General features: G+C 37.9%; 11 protein-coding genes and 1 riboswitch. Of the genes, 6 read left to right on the top strand and 5 right to left on the bottom strand.

What is annotated here, in order from left to right; genetic code table 11:
* Window positions 1-88 precede the first annotated feature (88 nt).
* The 3 genes from Q0093_RS11260 to Q0093_RS11250 form a co-directional block, all read right to left on the bottom strand.
* On the bottom strand, window positions 89-259 hold the full coding sequence (locus Q0093_RS11260) for a hypothetical protein (RefSeq protein ID WP_297930474.1): 171 nt from the start codon (window positions 257-259) through the stop codon (window positions 89-91).
* A gap of 57 nt (window positions 260-316) precedes the next feature.
* Window positions 317-513: riboswitch (cobalamin riboswitch) on the bottom strand.
* Window positions 514-664: 151 nt separating this feature from the next.
* Window positions 665-1,783, bottom strand: a complete 1,119-nt coding sequence (locus Q0093_RS11255; protein ID WP_297930471.1) for an AI-2E family transporter — start codon at window positions 1,781-1,783, stop codon at window positions 665-667.
* 56 nt (window positions 1,784-1,839) lie between these two features.
* Complete coding sequence (locus Q0093_RS11250; protein ID WP_297930468.1) at window positions 1,840-2,424, bottom strand: thymidine kinase; 585 nt, start codon at window positions 2,422-2,424, stop codon at window positions 1,840-1,842.
* A 462-nt stretch (window positions 2,425-2,886) separates the two neighbouring features.
* Here Q0093_RS11250 and dacB point away from each other — a divergent pair, with 462 nt between their 5' ends.
* From dacB to Q0093_RS11225, 5 genes are all read left to right on the top strand, one after another.
* Entirely contained in the window at window positions 2,887-4,344 is a 1,458-nt protein-coding gene (dacB, locus tag Q0093_RS11245; protein ID WP_297930465.1) for a D-alanyl-D-alanine carboxypeptidase/D-alanyl-D-alanine-endopeptidase, read from the top strand.
* Between the two features lie 1,290 nt (window positions 4,345-5,634).
* The gene (locus tag Q0093_RS11240; protein WP_297930462.1) at window positions 5,635-6,909 is read left to right on the top strand and encodes a DUF3575 domain-containing protein; all 1,275 of its coding nucleotides are present in this window, start codon (window positions 5,635-5,637) and stop codon (window positions 6,907-6,909) included.
* Window positions 6,910-6,914: 5 nt separating this feature from the next.
* Complete coding sequence (locus tag Q0093_RS11235; RefSeq protein WP_297930459.1) at window positions 6,915-7,994, top strand: DUF6562 domain-containing protein; 1,080 nt, start codon at window positions 6,915-6,917, stop codon at window positions 7,992-7,994.
* Window positions 7,995-8,021: 27 nt separating this feature from the next.
* Entirely contained in the window at window positions 8,022-10,043 is a 2,022-nt protein-coding gene (locus Q0093_RS11230; protein WP_297930456.1) for a DUF6562 domain-containing protein, read from the top strand.
* A gap of 450 nt (window positions 10,044-10,493) precedes the next feature.
* Window positions 10,494-11,897 (top strand): alkaline phosphatase, encoded by a 1,404-nt coding sequence (locus Q0093_RS11225; RefSeq protein ID WP_297930454.1) that lies wholly within the window; start codon window positions 10,494-10,496, stop codon window positions 11,895-11,897.
* Window positions 11,898-12,127: 230 nt separating this feature from the next.
* On the opposite strand, the gene Q0093_RS11220 is transcribed toward Q0093_RS11225, so the two are convergent.
* Entirely contained in the window at window positions 12,128-13,426 is a 1,299-nt protein-coding gene (locus tag Q0093_RS11220) for a glycoside hydrolase family 71/99-like protein (protein ID WP_294178937.1), read from the bottom strand.
* A 196-nt stretch (window positions 13,427-13,622) separates the two neighbouring features.
* Entirely contained in the window at window positions 13,623-16,979 is a 3,357-nt protein-coding gene (locus Q0093_RS11215) for a glycoside hydrolase family 2 protein (RefSeq protein ID WP_297930451.1), read from the bottom strand.
* A gap of 571 nt (window positions 16,980-17,550) precedes the next feature.
* Between Q0093_RS11215 and Q0093_RS11210 the strand changes: the two genes are divergently transcribed.
* A complete protein-coding gene (locus tag Q0093_RS11210; RefSeq protein WP_297930448.1) occupies window positions 17,551-21,186 on the top strand; it encodes a sugar-binding domain-containing protein in 3,636 nt (1,211 codons plus the stop codon).
* Window positions 21,187-21,198: the final 12 nt, after the last annotated feature.

The following is a 21,198-nucleotide window of genomic DNA, read 5'->3' as shown; positions in this document are numbered from 1 at the left end:
CGCCGCGATTGGCTACTAATATTTTCTTTATCATTGTTCTCCTATTGATTATGTTGTTATAACATAGATTTTTAAAAAGTATGAAGAGTCACTCTCCGGTATTTCCCGGACAGAATTTGTATAAATATTTTGAATGATTGTGTGATCGGACGTAAGAGTCTTGTAAATCGTCCAGTTCAGTAAAAACACATAAATAGTTATCCGCATTATCGGATTGGTTGATAAAAGAGATATCGCATTGCGGACATATCTTTTTCATAAATGATAAAAATTGAAATCAATAATTTTTTCGTATCTACACTCTAACCCTCGAGAGTGTAAACCTTTAATGAATGGCAGGTCTTCTGACTGACTCCCATTCTGAAGCCTTCCCGGTCATAAACCAGTGGCAAAGTTTTTTCAGAATGTTGAATAGAGCTTCACAGCAGCGGGACTGTTCGGGATTTGCACCCGATTCCCTTTTAATTTGCTTTTACGAAAAGGAAAAGCAAAACCAATTCTGCGGCAAATATAGGGATAAATTTTAATTTATGAGAATATGTAATGAAATATCAATGGCGGAATATAGCGTACGATATAACATTTATAGGACTTATTCCCTGATTATAAGGTTTATTTTTGAATTGATTTATGAATATTTTTTGTCAAAAAATTTAGATAGACTCTACGATATTTTTCGTATATTTTTTTTCTTCTCTTTTCCCGGATCTTCTTTTAATATGTATTTTTGGTAATAAGCCAGAACGAGAGACGTGAGAGGAAGAGCTATAATCATGCCGATGACACCGAGCAGAGTTCCCCATATCGACAGGGATAAAAGTATAATTGCCGGATTTAATCCTGTGACATGTCCCATGATGCGAGGGACGAGAATTATATCTTGAATTAACTGTACTATGATGAAAACAGCCATGCATGCTGCGAACAAAAGCCAGAAATTTTGTCCCGATTCAGAGGCTTTTATCAAACATAACAAAACTGTCGGGATAACTCCGATGATTTGCAGGTAAGGTACCATATTCAGTAGTCCGATAAATAATCCCAATACGATAGCGAGGGGTAGTCCGACGATAAGAAATCCGATGCTGAAAAGAACGCCGACTAAAAAGGCAACGAGAGACTGACCTCTGAAATACCGATTCATGCTTACTTGCACGTCGGTGAGTATCCCTAATACTGTTCTGCGGTAGCGGCGTGGAATGAGGCCTCTGAAGCCGACGATGATCTTTTCATAATCGAGCAGGATGAAAAAAAGATACAATAATACTATAAACCAGCTTATAATAGTGATAATCTGGTTTACCGACCCGGTAAGAAAAGACCATGCTTGGGTAACAGTTGTTTCGATCAATTTTTTCCAGTCCTCTTTGTTCATTATCTGTGCGATCTGCTCGAAATCGATTTTTTCCCGAATATAATCATGCCAACTTTCGGGAATGAAAGGTATAGCATTATCCGTCGATATGTAATTATGAATAAGAATTTTCATTTTATCTATTTCCTCTATAATAGATGGTATGAAAATCCAGCCGAGCAATCCGAAAAAAAGAATGACAGAAAGGAGGGTCGCTGAAATAGCTACTACCCGGTTTTTGATATGGCATTTATTATGAAAAAATTCTACGATCGGATGCATGAGGTAGGCCAGTAACCATGCAACAAGAAAAGGCAGAAGTGCACCTTTCAGCAAGTTTATCAAGTAAAAAGTCCCGATGAGAACTGCGATACTGAATATGATTCGGGTAACCCGGTCGAAAGTATAAGGACGACGTGAAAGATACATGATTACTTTTATTTTGATTATAATTGATAATGAAGAATATATGCAAGTGTGAATATCTATTCTTGCAATGTATGCTTTTTATTATAGCATGTGCGACAAAGTGGCTGATATTCTCCTTTTTCGCCTAATAAAACTCTTTTATCATTGTCTACGAGTCGGTGAGAATAATTTGCCAAATGTCCGCATTCTACGCAAATAGCATGAACTTTGGTCACTTCGTCGGCAATCGATAACAAATAAGGCATAGGTCCGAAAGGTATCTTTTTGAAGTCCATGTCTAATCCTGCTACGATAACCCGTGTTCCTTGATCGGCAAGCTGGTTGCAGATATCGACGATGCCTTGATCGAAAAATTGGGCCTCATCGATACCTACGACATCTACACCGCTTGATAATAGCAATATACTTGCAGAACTGTCTACCGGAGTCGATTGTATGGAGTTACTGTCATGGGATACGATTTCTTCTTCCGAGTAACGTACATCGATAGACGGTTTGAAGATTTCGACTTTCTGACGAGCTATTTTTGCGCGTTTGAGCCGTCTTATCAATTCTTCGGTTTTTCCTGAAAACATCGATCCGCAAATTACTTCTATGCGGCCGCGTTTATGGGTTTCGTAGTTTTCTTCAGAAAATAACATTTTGATTCTCTTATATTAAATAGTTCAAGAAGTTTTAGAGCCTGTCTGAATTTTCCAACAAAAAAATATTATCAGATCATCTTTACGTTTTCTTTCGGTCTTTTTCCCCGTTTTCCCTCGTCGGATAGCCCGCTATCCTCCTTGTAAAAACAGAAAAACATCCTCGAAAGAAACTCTCAAACCTGACCCGAGCAAAATTTAGACAGGCTCTTATATCTTGAAACAAATGTACGACACTTTTTTATTTTTTTGAACTATCCGGTTCGAATTTACTTATATGACTTGTTCAAAATTATGAAAATGCTTTTAGAATAAGAGGTATAGCGGATTGCATAATGTACAGGAACAGGAAAACATCCTTATATATCTATTGTCGGAAAATTCAGATAAGGGCTAAAAATGAAACAAAATTGTATATTCTTTGAAAATCGGTTATTTTTGTTTTAGAAATTATATCTTTTTATGAATATATCTGTTATAAAATATCTTATTGTGTTCTTTTGGACGGGATTATTCTCTTTTTCGCATGCCGAGACAGGTATATCTCGTTTTGTTTCTTTGCCGGAATTGCATTCAGCTTCGGTAGGTTTTTGTATTATGGATGTTGAAACGGGAGAAATAGTATCTTCTTATGACTCTCGGCGCTTACTTCTTCCGGCTTCGGCATTGAAGCTACTAACTTCGGCAACAGCTCTCGGAATATATGGGGGAGAACATCGTTTTTATACCGATGTACAATATTCGGGACATATCGGTAAAGATAGTGTGCTTTATGGCGATTTATATATTCGGGGGTGCGGAGACCCAACATTAGGTTCGGAATATGGTACACGTCAGGTTTTTGATTTTCGAAATCGTTTGTTGAAAGAGCTTGAAAATGCAGGTATTCGTCGTATAGAAGGGAGCATTATTGCTGATGACAGCCGATTCGATACGGAAGGGGTTTCGCCGAAATGGTTGTGGGAAGATGTCGGGAATTATTTTGCAGCAGGTTGCTATGGCATTAATTATAGAGACAATACTTATCGTCTGACATTGCGTTCGGGAATAAAAGGTTCTATGCCCGTTATTATCGGAGTAGAACCGGAAATACCCGGATTGAGTTTTTCTAACCACCTTGTTTCGAGTAGTAATGCGATTGACAGTGCCTACATATACGGAGCTCCTTTTTCTTTACGGAGGTATATTTATGGGAGTATTCCGGAAAAACGGGATCGTTTTGTCATAAAAGGTGATTTACCAGATCCCGCTTTGTTTTTTGTAAATGAAATAACGTCTTTTTTGAAAACTTCCCGAATCGAAGTGGTCGGTGCACCTGTAACGATGCGTATATTGAATGAAGAAAAAAAAATAAAACCTTTATCAGATCGGTATGTGCTGTTTCGTTATTCTTCAGACCGTTTATCTGATATTATTCGCATTGTAAATCATAACAGTAATAATTTATATGCTGAAACTTTATTGCGTTGGATCGCTTTGTCTCGTTATCCGGAAGCATCGGCATCGAAAGGTATCGAGGTGTTGAAGCATTTTTGGAAAGAGAAAGGAGTGTTTCTGGATGATCTTGTTATGTACGACGGTAGCGGTTTGTCTCCGGTAAACCGTATCTCGGCCGCAATGTTGTGTCGGATACTTGCGGCTGTGGCTTCGGATAAAAATTTGCAGGCGGTATTTTATTCTTCGTTACCGTGTCCGGGAGTAAGTGGTACGGTACGTTCATTTTTGAAAAATTCGTCTTTTTCGAAAAGAATGAGGTTGAAAAGCGGCAGTATGGCACATGTCCAAAGTTATGCAGGATATTATGATGCGGGAAATAAAAAATATGCTGTGTCTGTCATTGTAAATAATTTCTCAGGCTCTCGTTCACATTTGCGTCGTGTGTTGGAACAGATGTTCGAGACAGAATTGAGATCGTTATAGGTTGAATCCTCAAAAAACAGAAAAATATTCTCAAAGCCGCCCCGAATAAAATTTAAATGGGATTTTAGAACCGTTTTTTATTCTTTATGAGAAAGTTTCCCTCATATGAACTTTTAACAATTTTATACCTCTGTCGGACAGAGTACTATTTTCTGATCGCATAGGTAAATCAAATCCGAAAACTTATCTTAAATCATCATGTATGATAAAAGCAAACGGTTTCTTAATATTCAGAATATCGGTAAGATAAAAGATGTTTTGCTATATTTGTAAATTGTTAACCTTAAAAGGACTCTTGTAGGATAATTTTAGAGCCTATCTAAATTTTGTTCGGGTCAGATTTGAGAGTTCCTTTCGAGTATGTTTTGTTGTTTTTACGAGGATGATAGTGGGTTATCTAATAAGTGAGAACAGGGAAACAAACCAGAAGAAAACGTAAAAATGACCTGATAATATTTTTTTGTTGGAAAATTCAGACGTACAAATGTACGACAGGCTCTTAAAGTCTTCTTCTGAGAAATATATAATATAGGAAAAATCTGGTTTGAGAATTTTTTAATTACTGAAGATATTTCATTGATAAATTCCGGTTTTTACCCTGTATTTACTTTTATTTTTATCATAAGAAGAACAAGAATTCATAATTTATTTGTCTGAATTCTTACGTTTTTTTGAATATTATTAGAAGAAATTATTGGCCAACTCACATGAACGTTTGTTAAAACGCAAATAATTTCTAACTTTGTAGTGTCGGAATTGGAGTAGAGACTTTTTATCCGACATACATGTTAGAGAAGCGTTTAGTTTTATCCTCGCTTTGAAAATCGCCAATTTTTAAAACATTGAAGGATAAACAGAACAAACGTTCATGCTTTTCCATTATAATCACGAGAGTGAATATATAAGGTTAGGCGTGGGTTGGCTGTTTATTTCAATGTGGGTGTTTGGCGATACCTCAAAGCGAGTAAACTGACAAATTCCCACGCTTTTTTTATGTTTTGTTTTATCTTAAGTGAAACTGCTGATTTGGGGAATTTATGGCGAAAAATCTTTAGATCATGAAAATAGTTTTGTCATTTAAGATGAAGAGTCCGATACATGGTTTGCATGGATTAGTTGTGGCAGTAAATTTTTTGATGAACTCTGTGGGTATCGTTAAAGCCCATACTTCTAGGAGTTATCTTAATAAATCTATTTTTTAAATCCATCTTGTTATTATTAAAAATTAAGAAATGGCAAAAGCTTTAATTGCTTGTCATTTAGTCGAATCTATTATTATATAATTAAATTGTGAAAAGATATAAAAAAAGGTGGGTCTTATTGTTGATAACTGCATTATTTTTGTCGGGTATTGTATGGGCGCAGGAAACATCCGAGACTTTCACTTCGTGCTCGAATAAAGATTATCCTAATTATGTGATTTTTTTGTCAGATAAAAAAATCGATTCTGTTTTTTATTATGCCAATACTTCGATAGCACCGGTTATTTTTAAAGTGAATAAGCATAAATTGTATCCCAACAAACAGTTGGATAGTATTGCTGATATATTACGGCGAATACAACAAGATACTGTAATCCGTTTGTCGCATGTATGGGTCGGAGGAAGTGCCTCACCAGAAGGACCTCCGAGTTGGAATTATCAATTAGGTGAGTATCGTTCTCGGGCTCTTGCCGATTTTTTGTTACAAGAAACCGGTATTCCGGAAAGTAAACTTAAAGTTGAAAACCTTTGGGAAGATTGGTATTCGTTTGAAGTTGCATTGAAAAATGGAGCGCAAATTCCCAATAAAAGCAAGGTTCTTGATATTTTAGCAAAAGAGACTGATAATGAACGTCGTAAAAAACAAATTAAAGCCCTTGACGGAGGATATACTTGGCAACGGATTATTCGGAATATATTTCCTCCGTTCAGGAATGCACGTATTGCCATTGTCTGTCTGGAAGAACAATTTCCTCTGCCTCCAGTATCAAAAAATTTACAAGTTGCAGAATTTCTCATGCCAGATTTGAATCCTGCTATTCCTTTTTCTTTACGGCCGTCGCAACAAGAAAAATGGATAATTGCTATTAAGTCGAATTTATTGTTTGTTGCGGCATTGACCGCTAATTTGGGTATTGAAATTAGCCCGTGTTCCCATTGGTCTTTTGATTTACCGGTGTGGTATTCTCCATATAATATTACTTCGACGCGAAAGTTGCGTTTATTGGCGGTACAACCGGAAATACGTTGGTGGTCGAAAGAAACCATGAAAGGACATTTTATCGGTTTACATACCCATGTCGCCGGTTTTAATGTGGCAATTAATAATCATGGTCGTTATCAAGATCCTAACCATGCTTTATGGGGAATGGGAATCAGTTATGGTTATGCTATCGATATCGGTAAAACGAAAAGATGGACTTTGGAATGTAATATAGGAGCAGGTTTTGCTGAATTTGATTATGATGTTTACCGTAACTGGGAGAATGGTCCGAAATTTCGTTCGGGGTCAGGCTGGTATTGGGGTATAACGAGAGGAGGCGTTTCGATATCCTATAAATGGTATAAACAACGGAAAAGGTAAAGAATATGAATGGAAAAAATCTAATGATTGCTGTATTATCCGTATTTATGGGATTAATGATGGCTTGTGATGCGACTGTTCATGAGTATCCTGTTCCCGATAAATCGTTTGTTGTCATAGAACCGAATGTTGATCGGTTGCCGCCTCTTTATTATAAAGAAGTTTTTTATGATGAAGAATGGAATCGTACGATTAAAAATCTGGAAGAAGCACACTCCAAACCGTATGTTCCAGATGAAGATTTTGCAATGCGTATTATTCTTGATGTTTATGAAAAAAAATCGGGGAAGAATAGAATCGTACAGCAGAGAACCGAGCGACGAATGCTTTTTGTTGATAAAGATGCATTACCTCCACAAGATACGATACAAGTTTATTTACCGAAAGGTGATTATCAAGTGTTGGCATGGGCGGATTATGTCTATAAAGATAATCCTGTCGATCTATTTTATCAGACAGATGTGTTAATGTCCATTAAGGCGAATACGGATGTTTATCCTGTTAATACGCATCATCGAAGTACAGCAGTCGGTCAGGAGGTGTTTACGGTAGGTTCAGATTTTGAGCCAAATAGTTTTTCTTTTGAAGAGTCTGGGAATTTGCCTTCTACGGTTATTCCAGTTATGATGGAAAGACCTTCGGGGCGTTACAGAGTAATTGCATCCGATTTTGACGATTTTATCCGGGCTGGAGGTTCACTGGAGGGATTGACTGTAAAAGTAATTTATAAACAATATATCGGAGTCGGGTATAATGTAGAAGCCCGAAAACCGAATCTGTTTACAACGATGTATAGTTTTAATACGATTCCTTCTCAAATAGTTTATGATGGAAAAGAGGCAGTCTCTTTGTTCGGAGATTATTTATTTACCGATTGGGAAAATGAAACGAATATTTTGGCTGATTTTTATTTTTTCGATGCTTCAGGAACAGAAATCAGCCATTGCCAGAATATCGAAATTCCTTTGAAGCGTAATCATGAGACTGTATTGAGAGGGTTCTTTCTTACTCGAAAAATAGGCGATGGTAATAACGTAAATATCGATGATAGTTTTGGTGGAGAATATGTAGTAGAGATCAACTAATATATTGTTTAACAAAAATGTAATTGTATGAGAAAATTTAAAAATTTAGTTATGATCGGATTTTGTTTGCTATTGGTAGCATGTCAATCGGAAGACTTGTTTACCGATGCTCCGGTCGCTACAGGAGAAGGGAATGTAAATTTTACGGTTTCTGCCCCTGATCTTTTACAAATGACGCGTGCAGCTTTAGGTGAAAATAGTAATAGTATGCGTGGGGGAATCACTAATGTAGATTTTGCTGAATATGATTTGCGTTATCAGTTAGCGGTTTATCGCGTGGATGGGGAAGGGGAGAATATCTCCTATACGCAGGTAATTTCTCCTCAGAAAAAAGTTGTGGATAGCTATCAAGCTGTAAATTATTCTTTACGTCTGACTCCGAACCGGAATTATAAATTTGTCGTTTGGGCGGACTTTGTAAAGCAGGGTACTGATACGGACTTACATTATGAAACCAGTAATTTCGAAAATATTACTTGCATAGACGGAGTCGATAAACAACTGAATGATGAGAGTCGGGATGCCTATTTTGCGACTGAAGAGATTACAGTAGGTAGCGACGGGGTCATGAAAGATTTGACATTGAAACGTCCTTTTGCTAAACTTCGTGTTGTTGCTACTGATTGGGGAGTATATGATCTGGAGATGCCAGATAATTTTAAAATAACTTATTACGGATGTAAACGTTTTACTAATATTAATGCAGTGACCGGTTTGTCTGAAAGTACAGATTTGGCTGTTGACGTAACGGCAGTTACTGAAGTTTATACAGGTTCGATTGATAAATCTCAAAAAGATTATGCCTTAGGTTATGATAAAAGTATGAATAATAGAACTTTGACAGTCGATTATCTGATGACCGATGCAACGGAACAGACTCCTATTCATTTTAAGTTCGAAGCATTGGACGGTACTTCACTTGTTAGTTCACATGATTTAAAAACAGATATTCCCATTCAACGTAATTGGTTAACGACAGTAATGGGTAATATTTTGACTACAGATGCACAGTTTACTATTGCTATTGATGAAAATTTTGAAAATGATTGGGTTGATGCAGAAGAATGGTGGAATCCGGCGGTAATTGTGCCGAAAGAACCTGTCTATGACGAGAGTACCCAAACTTATCATATCTATACGAGAGAAGAGTTTGCATGGCTACCGGATAATATCCTTGATATGATTACTAAAAAAGATGCAAGTGGTAAATCGGTAAATGTTACGATCCTTTTGGAGAACGATATCGATATGAGCGGAGTTGAATGGAAACCTATTTATACTTCAGGAGAACAGACATACACGGTAGATGGTCAAGGGCATACTTTAAGGAATTTCTCTTTGAATGGGAAATTCGGTGCAGTGTATGAATATCAGATTTGGGGAATTACTATCGGTAAATATAATGCGTATACGGGAGTTTGGGGTAAGTTTGAAGGTGTAATGAAGAATTTGACGTTCGAGAACATTACTATTAATGGGCTTGCCGATGATGAAGTGCATACGGATGTTGACGGAAATCCGATAGATCATAGTAAAGAATATGCTTATTTTGCCGGCTGTGTGGGATATACCGGAGCAAATTATAGTACCGTTGCTCAATTTGAAAATGTGCATGCAAAGCATATACATATTAAAGCCTCTACGGGTTTGACTACTCAAAATGTCGGAGGTTTGATTGGATGGATCGGTGTAGGTGGAGGAGCTACTTGGTTGGATAACTGTTCTGCCGAAGATATTTATTTAACTGGTTATCAGGCTGGAGGATTAGTCGGTCAAATTGTCGGCGGAAGGGGTGTCGCAGTTAAAGATTGTCGGACGGAAAATATTCATATTCGAATGAGAAGTCGTTCGGGAATATCCGGATTTATTGGACAATATAACGATGGTGCAGGATCGAAAATAGAAAATTGTGTTTATCCTGCACATGTTGAATATATCGATGATAAAAATGGAGTATTGACAGATTATGAGCCTGCAAATAATTATTATGGTTCATGTAGTAAAAATAAAGACAAACTTGTCATAACTACATCGACTCCTTTACCATGATATATTATAGCTGATCTTTGTAAAGATTTATTATTGAATTAGAACCTGTTTAAAAATTCGGATAAAGCTTATTATCAGACTTTCTTTGAATTTCTCTTTCGGTCTGTTTTTTATTTGTCAGGGAAGCCACTATTATTTTAGTGAAAGCAGATAGATATTCTCGAAAAAAATTTTTAAAGCCGGTTAAATAGGAACAAACTCTTAAAAAGTCGTTTTTAGTCAACTTTATTTTAAACTAAAAACGGCTTTTTATTATGTTGAAATCTGCAGTCGGCTTAAAAGCTATTTTTTCGGTATTGGAAAAAAGTCGTTTCTGAATGTTATTTAGATAATTCTTGTTTTTTGTAAAAATAATGTTTCTGTTTTTTCATACATATTTCTTTAGAAATAATTATTGAAGTTGATTATTGATAGTATATTTGAATTCTGATATTTTTAATTTATGGTTATATGAAAAGATTGGTGTATTTATTATGTTTTGTCTTCATAACTGCCGTTGCGCAGGGACAGGCCAAGTATGTGTTTTATTTTATTGGGGATGGAATGGGAGTAAATCAGGTAAATGGTACGGAGATGTACCGTGCCGAATTGCAAAACGGGCGTATTGGAGTAGAGCCGTTACTTTTTACTCAATTTCCGGTAGGAACTGTGGCAAGTACGTTTTCTGCTAAAAATTCTGTAACAGATTCGTCTGCGGCAGGTACGGCTTTGGCTACTGGGAGCAAAACTTATAATGGAGCGATAGGGATGGACGAACAACAAATTCCCTTACAGACAATAGCAGAAATGGCTAAAAAAGCAGGTAAAAAAGTAGGTATTGCTACCAGTGTCAGTGTCGACCATGCTACTCCTGCCGCATTTTATGCACATCAGCCTCGTCGTAATATGTATTATGAAATAGCAACAGACCTTCCGAAAGCCGGATTCGATTTTTATGCAGGTGCGGGTTTTTTAAAACCGACGACTTCGGCAGACAACAAAGAAGCTCCGAGTATTTTCCCTATGTTTGAAGAAGCCGGATATACGTTGGCACGTGGATATGATGATTATAAGGCAAAATCTGATCAGGCACAGAAAATGATATTGATTCAGAAAGAGGGTGCAGATGCCTCTTGTTTACCCTATGCGATTGATCGCAAAGAAGGGGACTTGACGCTTGCTCAAATTACTGAAAGTGCAATTGATTTTCTTACTAAAGATAAAAATAAAAAAGGCTTTTTTTTGATGGTAGAAGGTGGCAAAATAGATTGGGGATGCCATTCTAATGACGCTGCTGCGGCTTTTAATGAGGTGATAGATTTGGATAATGCGATAAGAGTTGCTTATGAATTTTATAAGAAGCACCCTAAAGAGACATTGATTGTCGTTACGGCAGACCATGAAATCGGGGGAATTGTGCTTGGCAATGGTAAATATGAACTGAATTTGAAGGTTCTGCAATATCAAAAGAATTCGGCAGATATATTATCGAATCAGATCAGTGCGATGCGAAGAAATAAGAATAATAAAGTGCTTTGGAATGAAATGAAGGCTTTTCTTTCGGAAAAAATGGGATTTTGGAAAGAGATACCGCTTACGTGGGAACAAGAAAAAAAATTACGTGATGAATTTGAAAATTCTTTTGTAAAAAATAAAGTCGTATTTGAAGAAAGCCTATACTCGAAAAATGAACCTATGGCTGCACGTGCGAAGGAGGTAATTAATGAAATTGCAATGATTAGTTGGGCAAGTGGAAATCATTCGGCCGGTTATGTTCCTGTGTTCGCAATCGGGGAAGGGTCGCAACTTTTTCATGAAAAAATAGATAATACCGAGATTCCTAAACGAATAGCAAAAGCGGCAAAGTATAAATAGTGCGGACGTCCGTTGTTCATATACAAATAGCTGTTTTTTGTAGTGCTTGTTTAAAAGCCTGCCTGAATTTTCCGACAAAAAAGTATTTTTATTAAAAATTTTCGAATCTGATATAGGGTAGATTTAGAACAGAATCTAAGACTATAAAAAGAGCCCGTTTCAAAATAATTCTGAAACGGGCTCTTAACATGTGTAGTTGTGTATTTGTGTGTGAATTGTATATCTTTATTTTAATTTCGTTCCGGCATTTTTTTTGTCAGAGGCATCTCTTTTCGTAACATTTGAGTCGCTTTACCGGTGAGCCATAGATAATGGTCTGAAGGTTTTCCATCCATTCCGATAAACTGGGATATTTTAGTTACAGGAGGTGTATCGGTACATTTAAATATCGCAGTGCCTTCGTCTATTTCATCAAACATAGCTACATAGATCATTTCTCCTCCGGCTTTCATGGCATTATACATTTGGTCCCAGAAAAATTTCCCTCCTTGACGCGGTATCGAACCTGATGGTTTTATGTCATCGGGAAATTGAATCGTGCTTAAATTATGCCAACTAAAACCCGGAGTGACGCAAGGTACATAATCTATTTTGTTCTTTTTACACCATTGGATATCGGCTTTGGTCTCGTCATGATAACGGTCCATATCGTTATGTAATAGCGGAGTATAACGTTGTACGGTCCAAGGTAGTAATAAATCTGCTTTTTTGATTATTGTGTGCAGATAAGGATCATTGGTGCAATCGAAATTCAGATCGCGCCAAGCTGTAGGAACTCCCAGCATGACAGCGCAGCCTCCGTATACCGGATCATTTTGTAAGAAATCGATTAGTTTTTCTATACCTATTTCGTTAACCTTGTATGGACGATCTGTAAATCCTAATCCCCATATTGCAACGACTGGTTTTTGGTTATGGTGCAGGTATGTTTTACTACCGTTTTGGTTCGTAACTTTTAGTTGATCGACCAGATATTTCCAGTCTTCAATAATAACCGAACAATCTTCTTTTTTGTGCCTTAATCCTGACAAGTCGTACATAATCGCTATGGCTCGATCATATTTCGAAGCGGCGTCAAATGCATTTTTAAGAATGATATCAGGTAGTGATTGTTCACCCCTTCCTCGTGCGTAATCAAAGAAGCGTTGCATAAATACTCCGTCTATACCATATTCTTTCATCCATTTAAAATGGAGGTCTGTCGTGCTGATATCATAAGAACTGAATATACGTGCCGTAGATCCATCGGCATTTTTAAATTCTGTAGGATAAGTTTTTGAATATTCCCGTACATCAGGCCAAATATCTATATGGCAACTTCCATCTTTAAAACCGTTTTTACCCGCCATGTGGCGGAATCCTCCGCTTTTACCATCTTCCGGAGTTCCGAACCAACCTTGATATCCCGCCATAATCATCCCTTTGTAACTTGGATATTTGGTCTCTTTGGCATGTTTTGTTGCGCCTTGCATGGTCGGGATCATAAGGTAAGAACACATTGCAAGAGTTAAAATTTTCAGCACTTTCATTTTTTATTTTTTGTCGTGTCGTTATTGAATTTTGTGCTTCAAAGGTATTTGGGAACACTTAATAAAAGGACATTAACTCTATTAACAGAAGTATAAAAAAGCGATTAAATTGATTTTTTTACTTGATTAATAATAAAAACCGCTCTTTTTATAATGAAAAAGAGCGGTTTTTATTATTTCTAAGAGAAATCTCTCTTTAAGGTTTTTCTAATACCGAATCCATTTCTTCGGCAAGATAATCCGGTTGATTACAGATTAAGCGTCCGTTGAAGAACCAACCGCCTCCGCCTTGAATAGCTTTGATAAGGAAGTGATTCCAGCCTTGGTGCAAAGGCAACCCTTTTGATACGGCTTTACCGCCTTCAATAGGACCTTCGCGAAGATTACTGATGATCATTTTTCCGTTCAACCATACTTGCACGGCATCATCAGCAGCTACTTCGAGATCGACGACAGGCATGTTCGGTTCTATAAGCAGGTCATCTAATGGTCTCGGACTGAATACCCAAAAGCTCATATAGGCTTCTGCGTTTTGGGTAGGACCGTCTAATTTTGCTTGTTTGAAGTCGATCAAACCGCTTTGCGAATGGTATTTTTTCCATGTTTTTCCGTCGAGTGTCGTATTTTCCTTAATAGCATCGACTTTAGTTAAGTCAACTCGGTTTTGCGTTCCTGCCTCTTTTACAGAAGATACAGGGTAGCTTCCACTCATCAATACACGTACGATTTCTCCTGATTTTAATAATGGTTTACCGGAGTCGCTACCTGATCCTAATTCAATGCCCATATTGGTAAGAAGTGCCCGAACTGCTTTTTCTGCTTTAGCGCCACGGGGTGCAGCAGGAATAGTCGTAACGACCAAGTTTCCTTGTCCCATTTTCTTTTTGAGCATTACAACGCCTTCGGGTTTGCTTTCTTTTTCGGTACGTAAAATCATACCTGTCTTGGCATATTCCGGTTGTTTATTCCATTTCATCCAATCAGTATCGCATGCTTTAAGCAATGTCGTGCTGTTTTTTACTAAAGAACCACCTAATCCGACGGTCGTAAATTCTGCCGGATGTAATTCAGAGAAATAGAGATCGGCTTCGGTAAGACCAGAAGTAATATCGTCCGGAGTACCGAATACCAAAGACGTTGCTTTGCGATCGGTTATTACTACCGGAGACGGTAATATTTTATTCAGTTCGTTTACTTTTTTCGGATCAGCTCCCCAAACAACTACCGTACCGCCTTTAGCATATACTTTTTGCATAACAGATGTGGCATTTGCCGGAATATTTGCACCGTCGATGATCAGCAGTTCGGGTACGGTTTCGGTATTCATTTTCTTCACAGGAATGCCGGTACGGAACAATTCACTGCTTAATTTACCGTTTTCGGGTAATATTTTTATCGATTTTACTTTTTTCACGTTAGCGGCTTTTGCCGGAGTTACGTTTTTAACCACCCATTTACAAGGTTGCATGGGTTCGGCATTTGCAGCTTTAATTGCATCGAATAGCGGCCATGTTTTGTATAATGGCAGAGATTGATCGTAACCGGGGTTAACAGTTGTACTGTATGGTCCGATGCGTTCTGGCTGTACACCCGGTTTCCCTTCTACGAAAGAGGTGAATGCTATACCGTCGTTTAATGTAGGAGCTTTTGTCTGGTCTTTTAAACCGATTGGGAGGGGTTGCAATCCGTACCAAATTAGATTGAATACACATCGGTAGCTGGCTTTGTATTTACGTTGATTTGCTAAAGAGTTATAAGCATCTACAGCAACGCTTTCCATGCGTCCTTCAAATGAACGGTATGCGCGTCCACCATCTTTTGCAGCGTTGGAGACTTGTTCGGGTGTTCCGTAATATGCGTTACAAGCTTCACCGACACCCCAAGGTTTTCCGCTGTCTAAAGCTCTTTTCATAGCACCTTCTCCACCGTAGTGAACCATGTAAAACGGTAATAATCCGCGTCCGTCGTCTTCCCCGTCGGCCGAAGCCCATGCACGTGAGGGATCATATTTAAAGCATATATCAGACCATATTTTAAAATGTTTTACCAAATTGTCTTCTAATCCCGGAGCATTACGCATGACACCTCGGATAATCGGCATAATTTCATTGGAAACGCTCCATCCGAATACTGATGGGTGGTTGCGGTCACGCAGTACAAGTTGCTTCATGTGCTCTTCACTGCATTTCCAAAATTCTTCACTGCCCAGTTTTTGACCTCCGTCACTGGCCCACATGGCACTCTCGTCTAAAACAAGCATGCCCATTTCATCTGCTACATCAAGATAAAATGTCGGGTAAGGTTGAGCGTGGAAACGTACGGCATTGCAGTTTGCAGCACGTAATGCTGTGTACCATGCCCAAGCATAGCGGCGTGTCATTTGAGGGATACCCATAAAATGCCATGAGTCTCCTTTTAATACGAAAGGTTCTCCGTTCAACCAGAATTGTCCGTCTTTCAGTTCGGTTTGTCTCCAGCCGAAGCGAGTGTATTTGCTGTCATTCGTTTTTCCGTTTACCGCAGTTTTTACTACTAATCCATATAAGTTTGGAGAAGAAGGTGACCACAATTTCAATTTATTGTCAACAGTCGTTTTCAACGTTGTTTTTATTTCTTTTCCTGCAGGTATAGTTATTTTTTGAGCCGGAATTTGTAATGCAGCTTGAGTGCCTAACTGTGAACTCGGATTTGCAGCCGTAAGAGTCGTTTTTCCGGCTTTTGATATCCATGGGTAAGCCGCTGCGCTAAGACTTACTTCAACCGCTTTATTTTCATCGTTGCGGAGTGTTACTTCAACCTCTAATGTGTTTTTATTGACAATGGGTTGAATATATACATCTGCTACACGGGTTTGCGGCAGAGCTACGAGATATACATCTTGCCAGATACCGGCAATGTGTTGTCCCCAGAATGATCCGCCTTGATATGTTCTTCGTCCCAATGGACTTTTTCTATCATCGAAAAGAGAAGATTTTAGAATCCCTACGTTCAGTACATTTTCTTGTCCGAATTTAACAACATCGGTAATATCTACGTCAAAAGGCATGAAAATGTCGAAGTTGTTACCGACAATTTTACCATTGACATATACATCGGTTTTCCCGGCGACAGCTTCAAAGTGAATTTGTATTCTTTTTCCTTTCCAAGAAGCCGGAACGGTAAACTTTTTCTGTAACCATCCCATTTTTATTGATTCCCATTCTTTAGGATAACTCGGATATGTACGATGGTCTCCACCTAATCCGTTTTTATCGGCAAAACTATTGACATTCCAAGGTGATGGAATGCGAATCGGAGTTTTGCTGAATGTTACTTCATTTACTCCGGGTAAAGCCGGTGCGGCGGTTTCGCCTTCTTTAAATCCTGCCGGTAATTGTACGGGAGCAAAAGCCCATGTCCCGTTCAGGCAGATTTCTTCCCGGTAAGGTTTTTCTACCGGTTTGATCCAATGCTCTGAAGGAGCGAACTCCATGCTGCTTTTCATTATTTGTCCGGTTGCAGATGCTGCAACAAACAATAAGCACAATGCAGTCCAAAAACTGTGTTGTTTCATAATGATTTATTTTTGTTAGTGTGTATTAAAAACTTTATTATTTTGATTTAACGATCACAAAATAAAAGGGCAAGTATTAAGTAATCTCCTTTTTCGCGATTAAATTTGAACTAAAAAATCATTTATGCAGTTTTTAATTTATAATCTGCTTTGAGCCTGTCTAAATTTTCCGATAAGAAGATATTATCAAATTATTTTTGTGTTTTTCTGTTCTGATAAAAATTAAAAAATGTTTGCGAAAACAACTTCTAAAAAAAGCCTGTGCAAAAAATGATTCAAAAAAAGTTCGAGTATATGATTTTATTCAGATCTGCTTTAAGAATTTCTTTATCGGAAAATTAAATAGGCTCTTAGATGTCACTTTTTATTGATTAATTTTTGTCCTAATGTGATATTAAGACCGATTTAAGGCATTATTAATCCAAAATTTAAGATTGAGCATTTTTCTTTGCATTTTATAGTAATGCATGGGAAACATCATCTGTTTTTGATCATTTTTCAGATTTGTAGGGTATTCCGGATTATTTAGAAAACACTAAATATAAACATCTTCAAATAAATAATAACTAATATGCAAACACACTTACGAACCCTGGGTTTGGGATTGGCTTTGAGTTTCGGGCTCGGACAGCTAAGTGCCCAAAATGGCGTTTTCAAAGAAGATTTCGCAACCGATGGGATGACTCTTAAAACTATCGGTAGAGGAGATTGTCATGTAAAAAATGGCGTTTTTAGCAGTCGGGAATCTTATGCTCTTTTCGGGAATCCCGAATGGAAAAATTATTCGGTAACCTTTAAAGCTCGAGCTCCTAAAGGCAGTGAGCAGGTTCAGATATGGGCGGGATTTCGTGCCTATAATCGTAATGATCGATATATTATCGGATTAAAAGGCGGATTGCAGGATGATATCGTACTTGCTCGTCAGGGGTATATGGGTACAGATGAGTTTTTTGCCGTAAAACCTCTCGGATTTCATCCGATTCCCGGAGAATGGTATAAATTTAAAATCGATGTAGTAGGAGATCGTATCCGGGTTTATATTAATGATGAGAATATTCCTCGAATAGATGTAACTGATAAAAACTCAAATTTAGCTCCCAGTGGTCAAGTTGCTCTCGGTGGCGGTTGGTTAACTACTGAATTTGATGATCTTGAAATTAAGGAACTTCCTGAAAATTATTTTCGAGGGAAAAAACGTCAGGAGTATAAATATGCTATGACTCCGGCAGAAAAGGAAGCTAAACGTCAGAAAGAAAGAAGTCGTTATAAAGCGATTGAAGTGGGAACACTGAATCCGGGGCGTACAGAAATTAGTCTTGACGGTCAATGGCTTTTTATGCCTGAATATCAGTTGAGCGATCAAGCAAAAGCTATAAATCCAGCTGTAGAAGATACAGATTGGCATTCGATGAGTGTACCTAATTTCTGGAATCCTATTCGAATTTGGCTTCATGGAGAAACATTTGGTCCTGAACATTATTCCAAAGGTGTTTCAGATACCTATTTTCAACAGGAAACCGAGCGTTGTGAAAATTATACTTTCGAATATGGGAAAGTAAAAGCTGCTTGGTATCGTCAATGGATAGAATTACCTGAGTCGATAGAGGGTAAACAGGTTGAATTGCATTTTGATGCTGTGTCTAAAGTTGCAGATGTATTTATTAACGGGAAAGAAGCCGGTTCGCATATTGGTATGTTCGGAGATTTTTCGGTCGATGCGACACCATATTTGAAACCGGGTAAAAATCTTATTGTTGTAAAAGTAGTTCGTGATTTTATAAAAAATATAGCGGATGCAGATAAAATCGTAGATGTTGCTGTAACTGTTCCGGTAACCAATAAAATGTTAAAAGATATTGCTCACGGTTTCTATTGCATCGATAATGGAGGAATATGGCAACCTGTGCAAATGGTAATTACAGACCCTGTAAAAATAGAGGATGTATTTATCAAGCCTTCTCTTACCGGAGCTGATTATGAAATCACTTTGAAGAATTACGGTAAGAAAAAACAGTCATTCGATATTAACGGTAAAATTATCGATAAGTCGAACAATGTACAGTTGAGCGATGTCCTTTTACAGAAAGGGGTAACATTAAATCCGGGAGAGGAAAGAACTGTTATGGCGAGTGTGAAAGGTTTGCAACCTAAATTGTGGACACCTCAGCATCCTAATCTGTATAATTTTAAGTTTTCTTTGAGTAATAAAAAAGGTGCGATCGATAGTAAAACTATTACTTCCGGATTCCGTACTTTCGAAAAACGTGACGATGGTTTCCTATATTTGAATGGCGAGCGTTATTGGTTGAGAGGCGGTAATCATACTGTTTTTGCGTTGACACCAAATGATCGTCGTATGGCTGATACTTTCTATCAAATAATGAAGAGCGGTAATATAGAGACTACCCGTACTCATACGACTCCCTATAATGAGTTATGGATTACTGCTGCCGATGAGAACGGTATCGGTATAAGCCATGAAGGGACTTGGCCTTGGTTGATGATTCAGTCATCTATGCCTGACCAGAATTTGATTGATATGTGGGCGGACGAATATGTCGGCATGTTGAAAAAATATCGTAACCATCCGTCTATTTTCTTCTGGACTATCAATAATGAGATGAAATTCTATGATAATGATCCGGATAAGGACCGTGCGATTAAGAAAATGCAGATTATCGAAAAAGTAGTAAAACGAATGCGAGAAATAGATCCTACTCGTCCTATTTGTTTCGATTCTAATTATAAACGTCCGGAAAAACGTTTTGGAAAGGATTTCTTCAAAACGTTTGACGATGGAGATATAGATGATGATCATTCATATATCAATTGGTATGATCATACTGTGTTTAAGCAGTTTAATGGTGAATTTCAGAAAAATAAGCGCGAAGGTCGTCCTTTGATCAGTCAGGAGATGTCCACAGGATATCCGAATAATGAGACCGGACATCCGACAACTTTCTATACGTATGTACATCAGAATCCTCAGGTATTGGTAGGGGACGATGCTTACCCTTATGGCGATCCGAATGCGTTTCTCGAGGCTCATCGTTTCATTACCGCCGAGTTGGCAGAAGCACTTCGCCGCAGCAATCCTGAAGCATCGGGTATTTTGCATTTTGCATTGCTTACATGGTTTAGAAATGTGTATGATGCAAATACCATCGACCCTTATCCTGCGTATTATTCTATGCAGAATTCGTTGAATCCTCTTTTGGTTTCAGCTGAATTATGGGGACGCCATTTATATGCCGGATCGACGTTGCCTGTCCGTTTTTGTGTCGTGAATGATTTGGAAGACGGTAGTACCATACCGGCTTCTACGATTACTTGGAGTCTTGTAAGTGCCGGACAAGTATTGGCTAAAGGTAATGTAGATGTTCCGGTTGTTAAACATTACGGTCGTCAATGGATGACTGCCAATATCAATGTACCTTCTGATTTGCCTGAATCCCGTGTGGATGCTAAGTTGAAGCTTGAATTGAAAGATAAAGGTGGAGTGTTGTTGAGTCAGAATGATTATAATATTACTTTGGCAACCCAAGAATGGAGTAATAATGAAGAACTGAAAGATAAGAAGATCGTTTTGGTAGATAATAACAATATTGCTAAAGTATTTGACCAATTGCAGATACCTTATACTAAAGTTGCTACTGTTACGGAAGCTGTGAAAGCAAAAGCCGATCTTTATGTTTATGCCGGATTGGATGATAAGAACTGTTCTGCAGAAGAATTGTCAAATGTGAGAAAATCAGTTCAAGGTGGTAAGAATGCTCTTTTCTTGAATTGTGAAAAAGCGATGTTGAAAATGTACCCGGAACATTTTACCGGATTCCTTGTTCCGACAGAAGGGGATATTGCAACAATGGAAGTTCCTGAATCTCCCGTGTTCGATAATATAGAAAAAATGGATCTTCGTTATTTTAACAATAATAAACGTGAGATTCCGACAGTTTGCAGTGCTTCGATGCAAACTGTACGTAGTGAGAAGGTCGTTCCTTTAGCAGCTCAAATGAAAATTCATGGTTATATTAACGGTGATATGCATAAACGTTCTGAATATGTATCGACGATTAAAGGATTCCCCTTGTTGATGATTCAAGATCAAGGTAAAGTTATGGTTTCTACTATGCGTACCGATAAAGCTGCAACAGATCCTATTGCAGGAAAATTACTTTCAAATATGGTTAGTACCATGCTTAAATAGGACATGATAACA

Origin of the sequence: uncultured Coprobacter sp., from assembly GCF_947855755.1 — a bacterium.
Lineage (GTDB): Bacteria > Bacteroidota > Bacteroidia > Bacteroidales > Coprobacteraceae > Coprobacter.
This window is presented reverse-complemented; position numbering and strand designations above follow the sequence as displayed.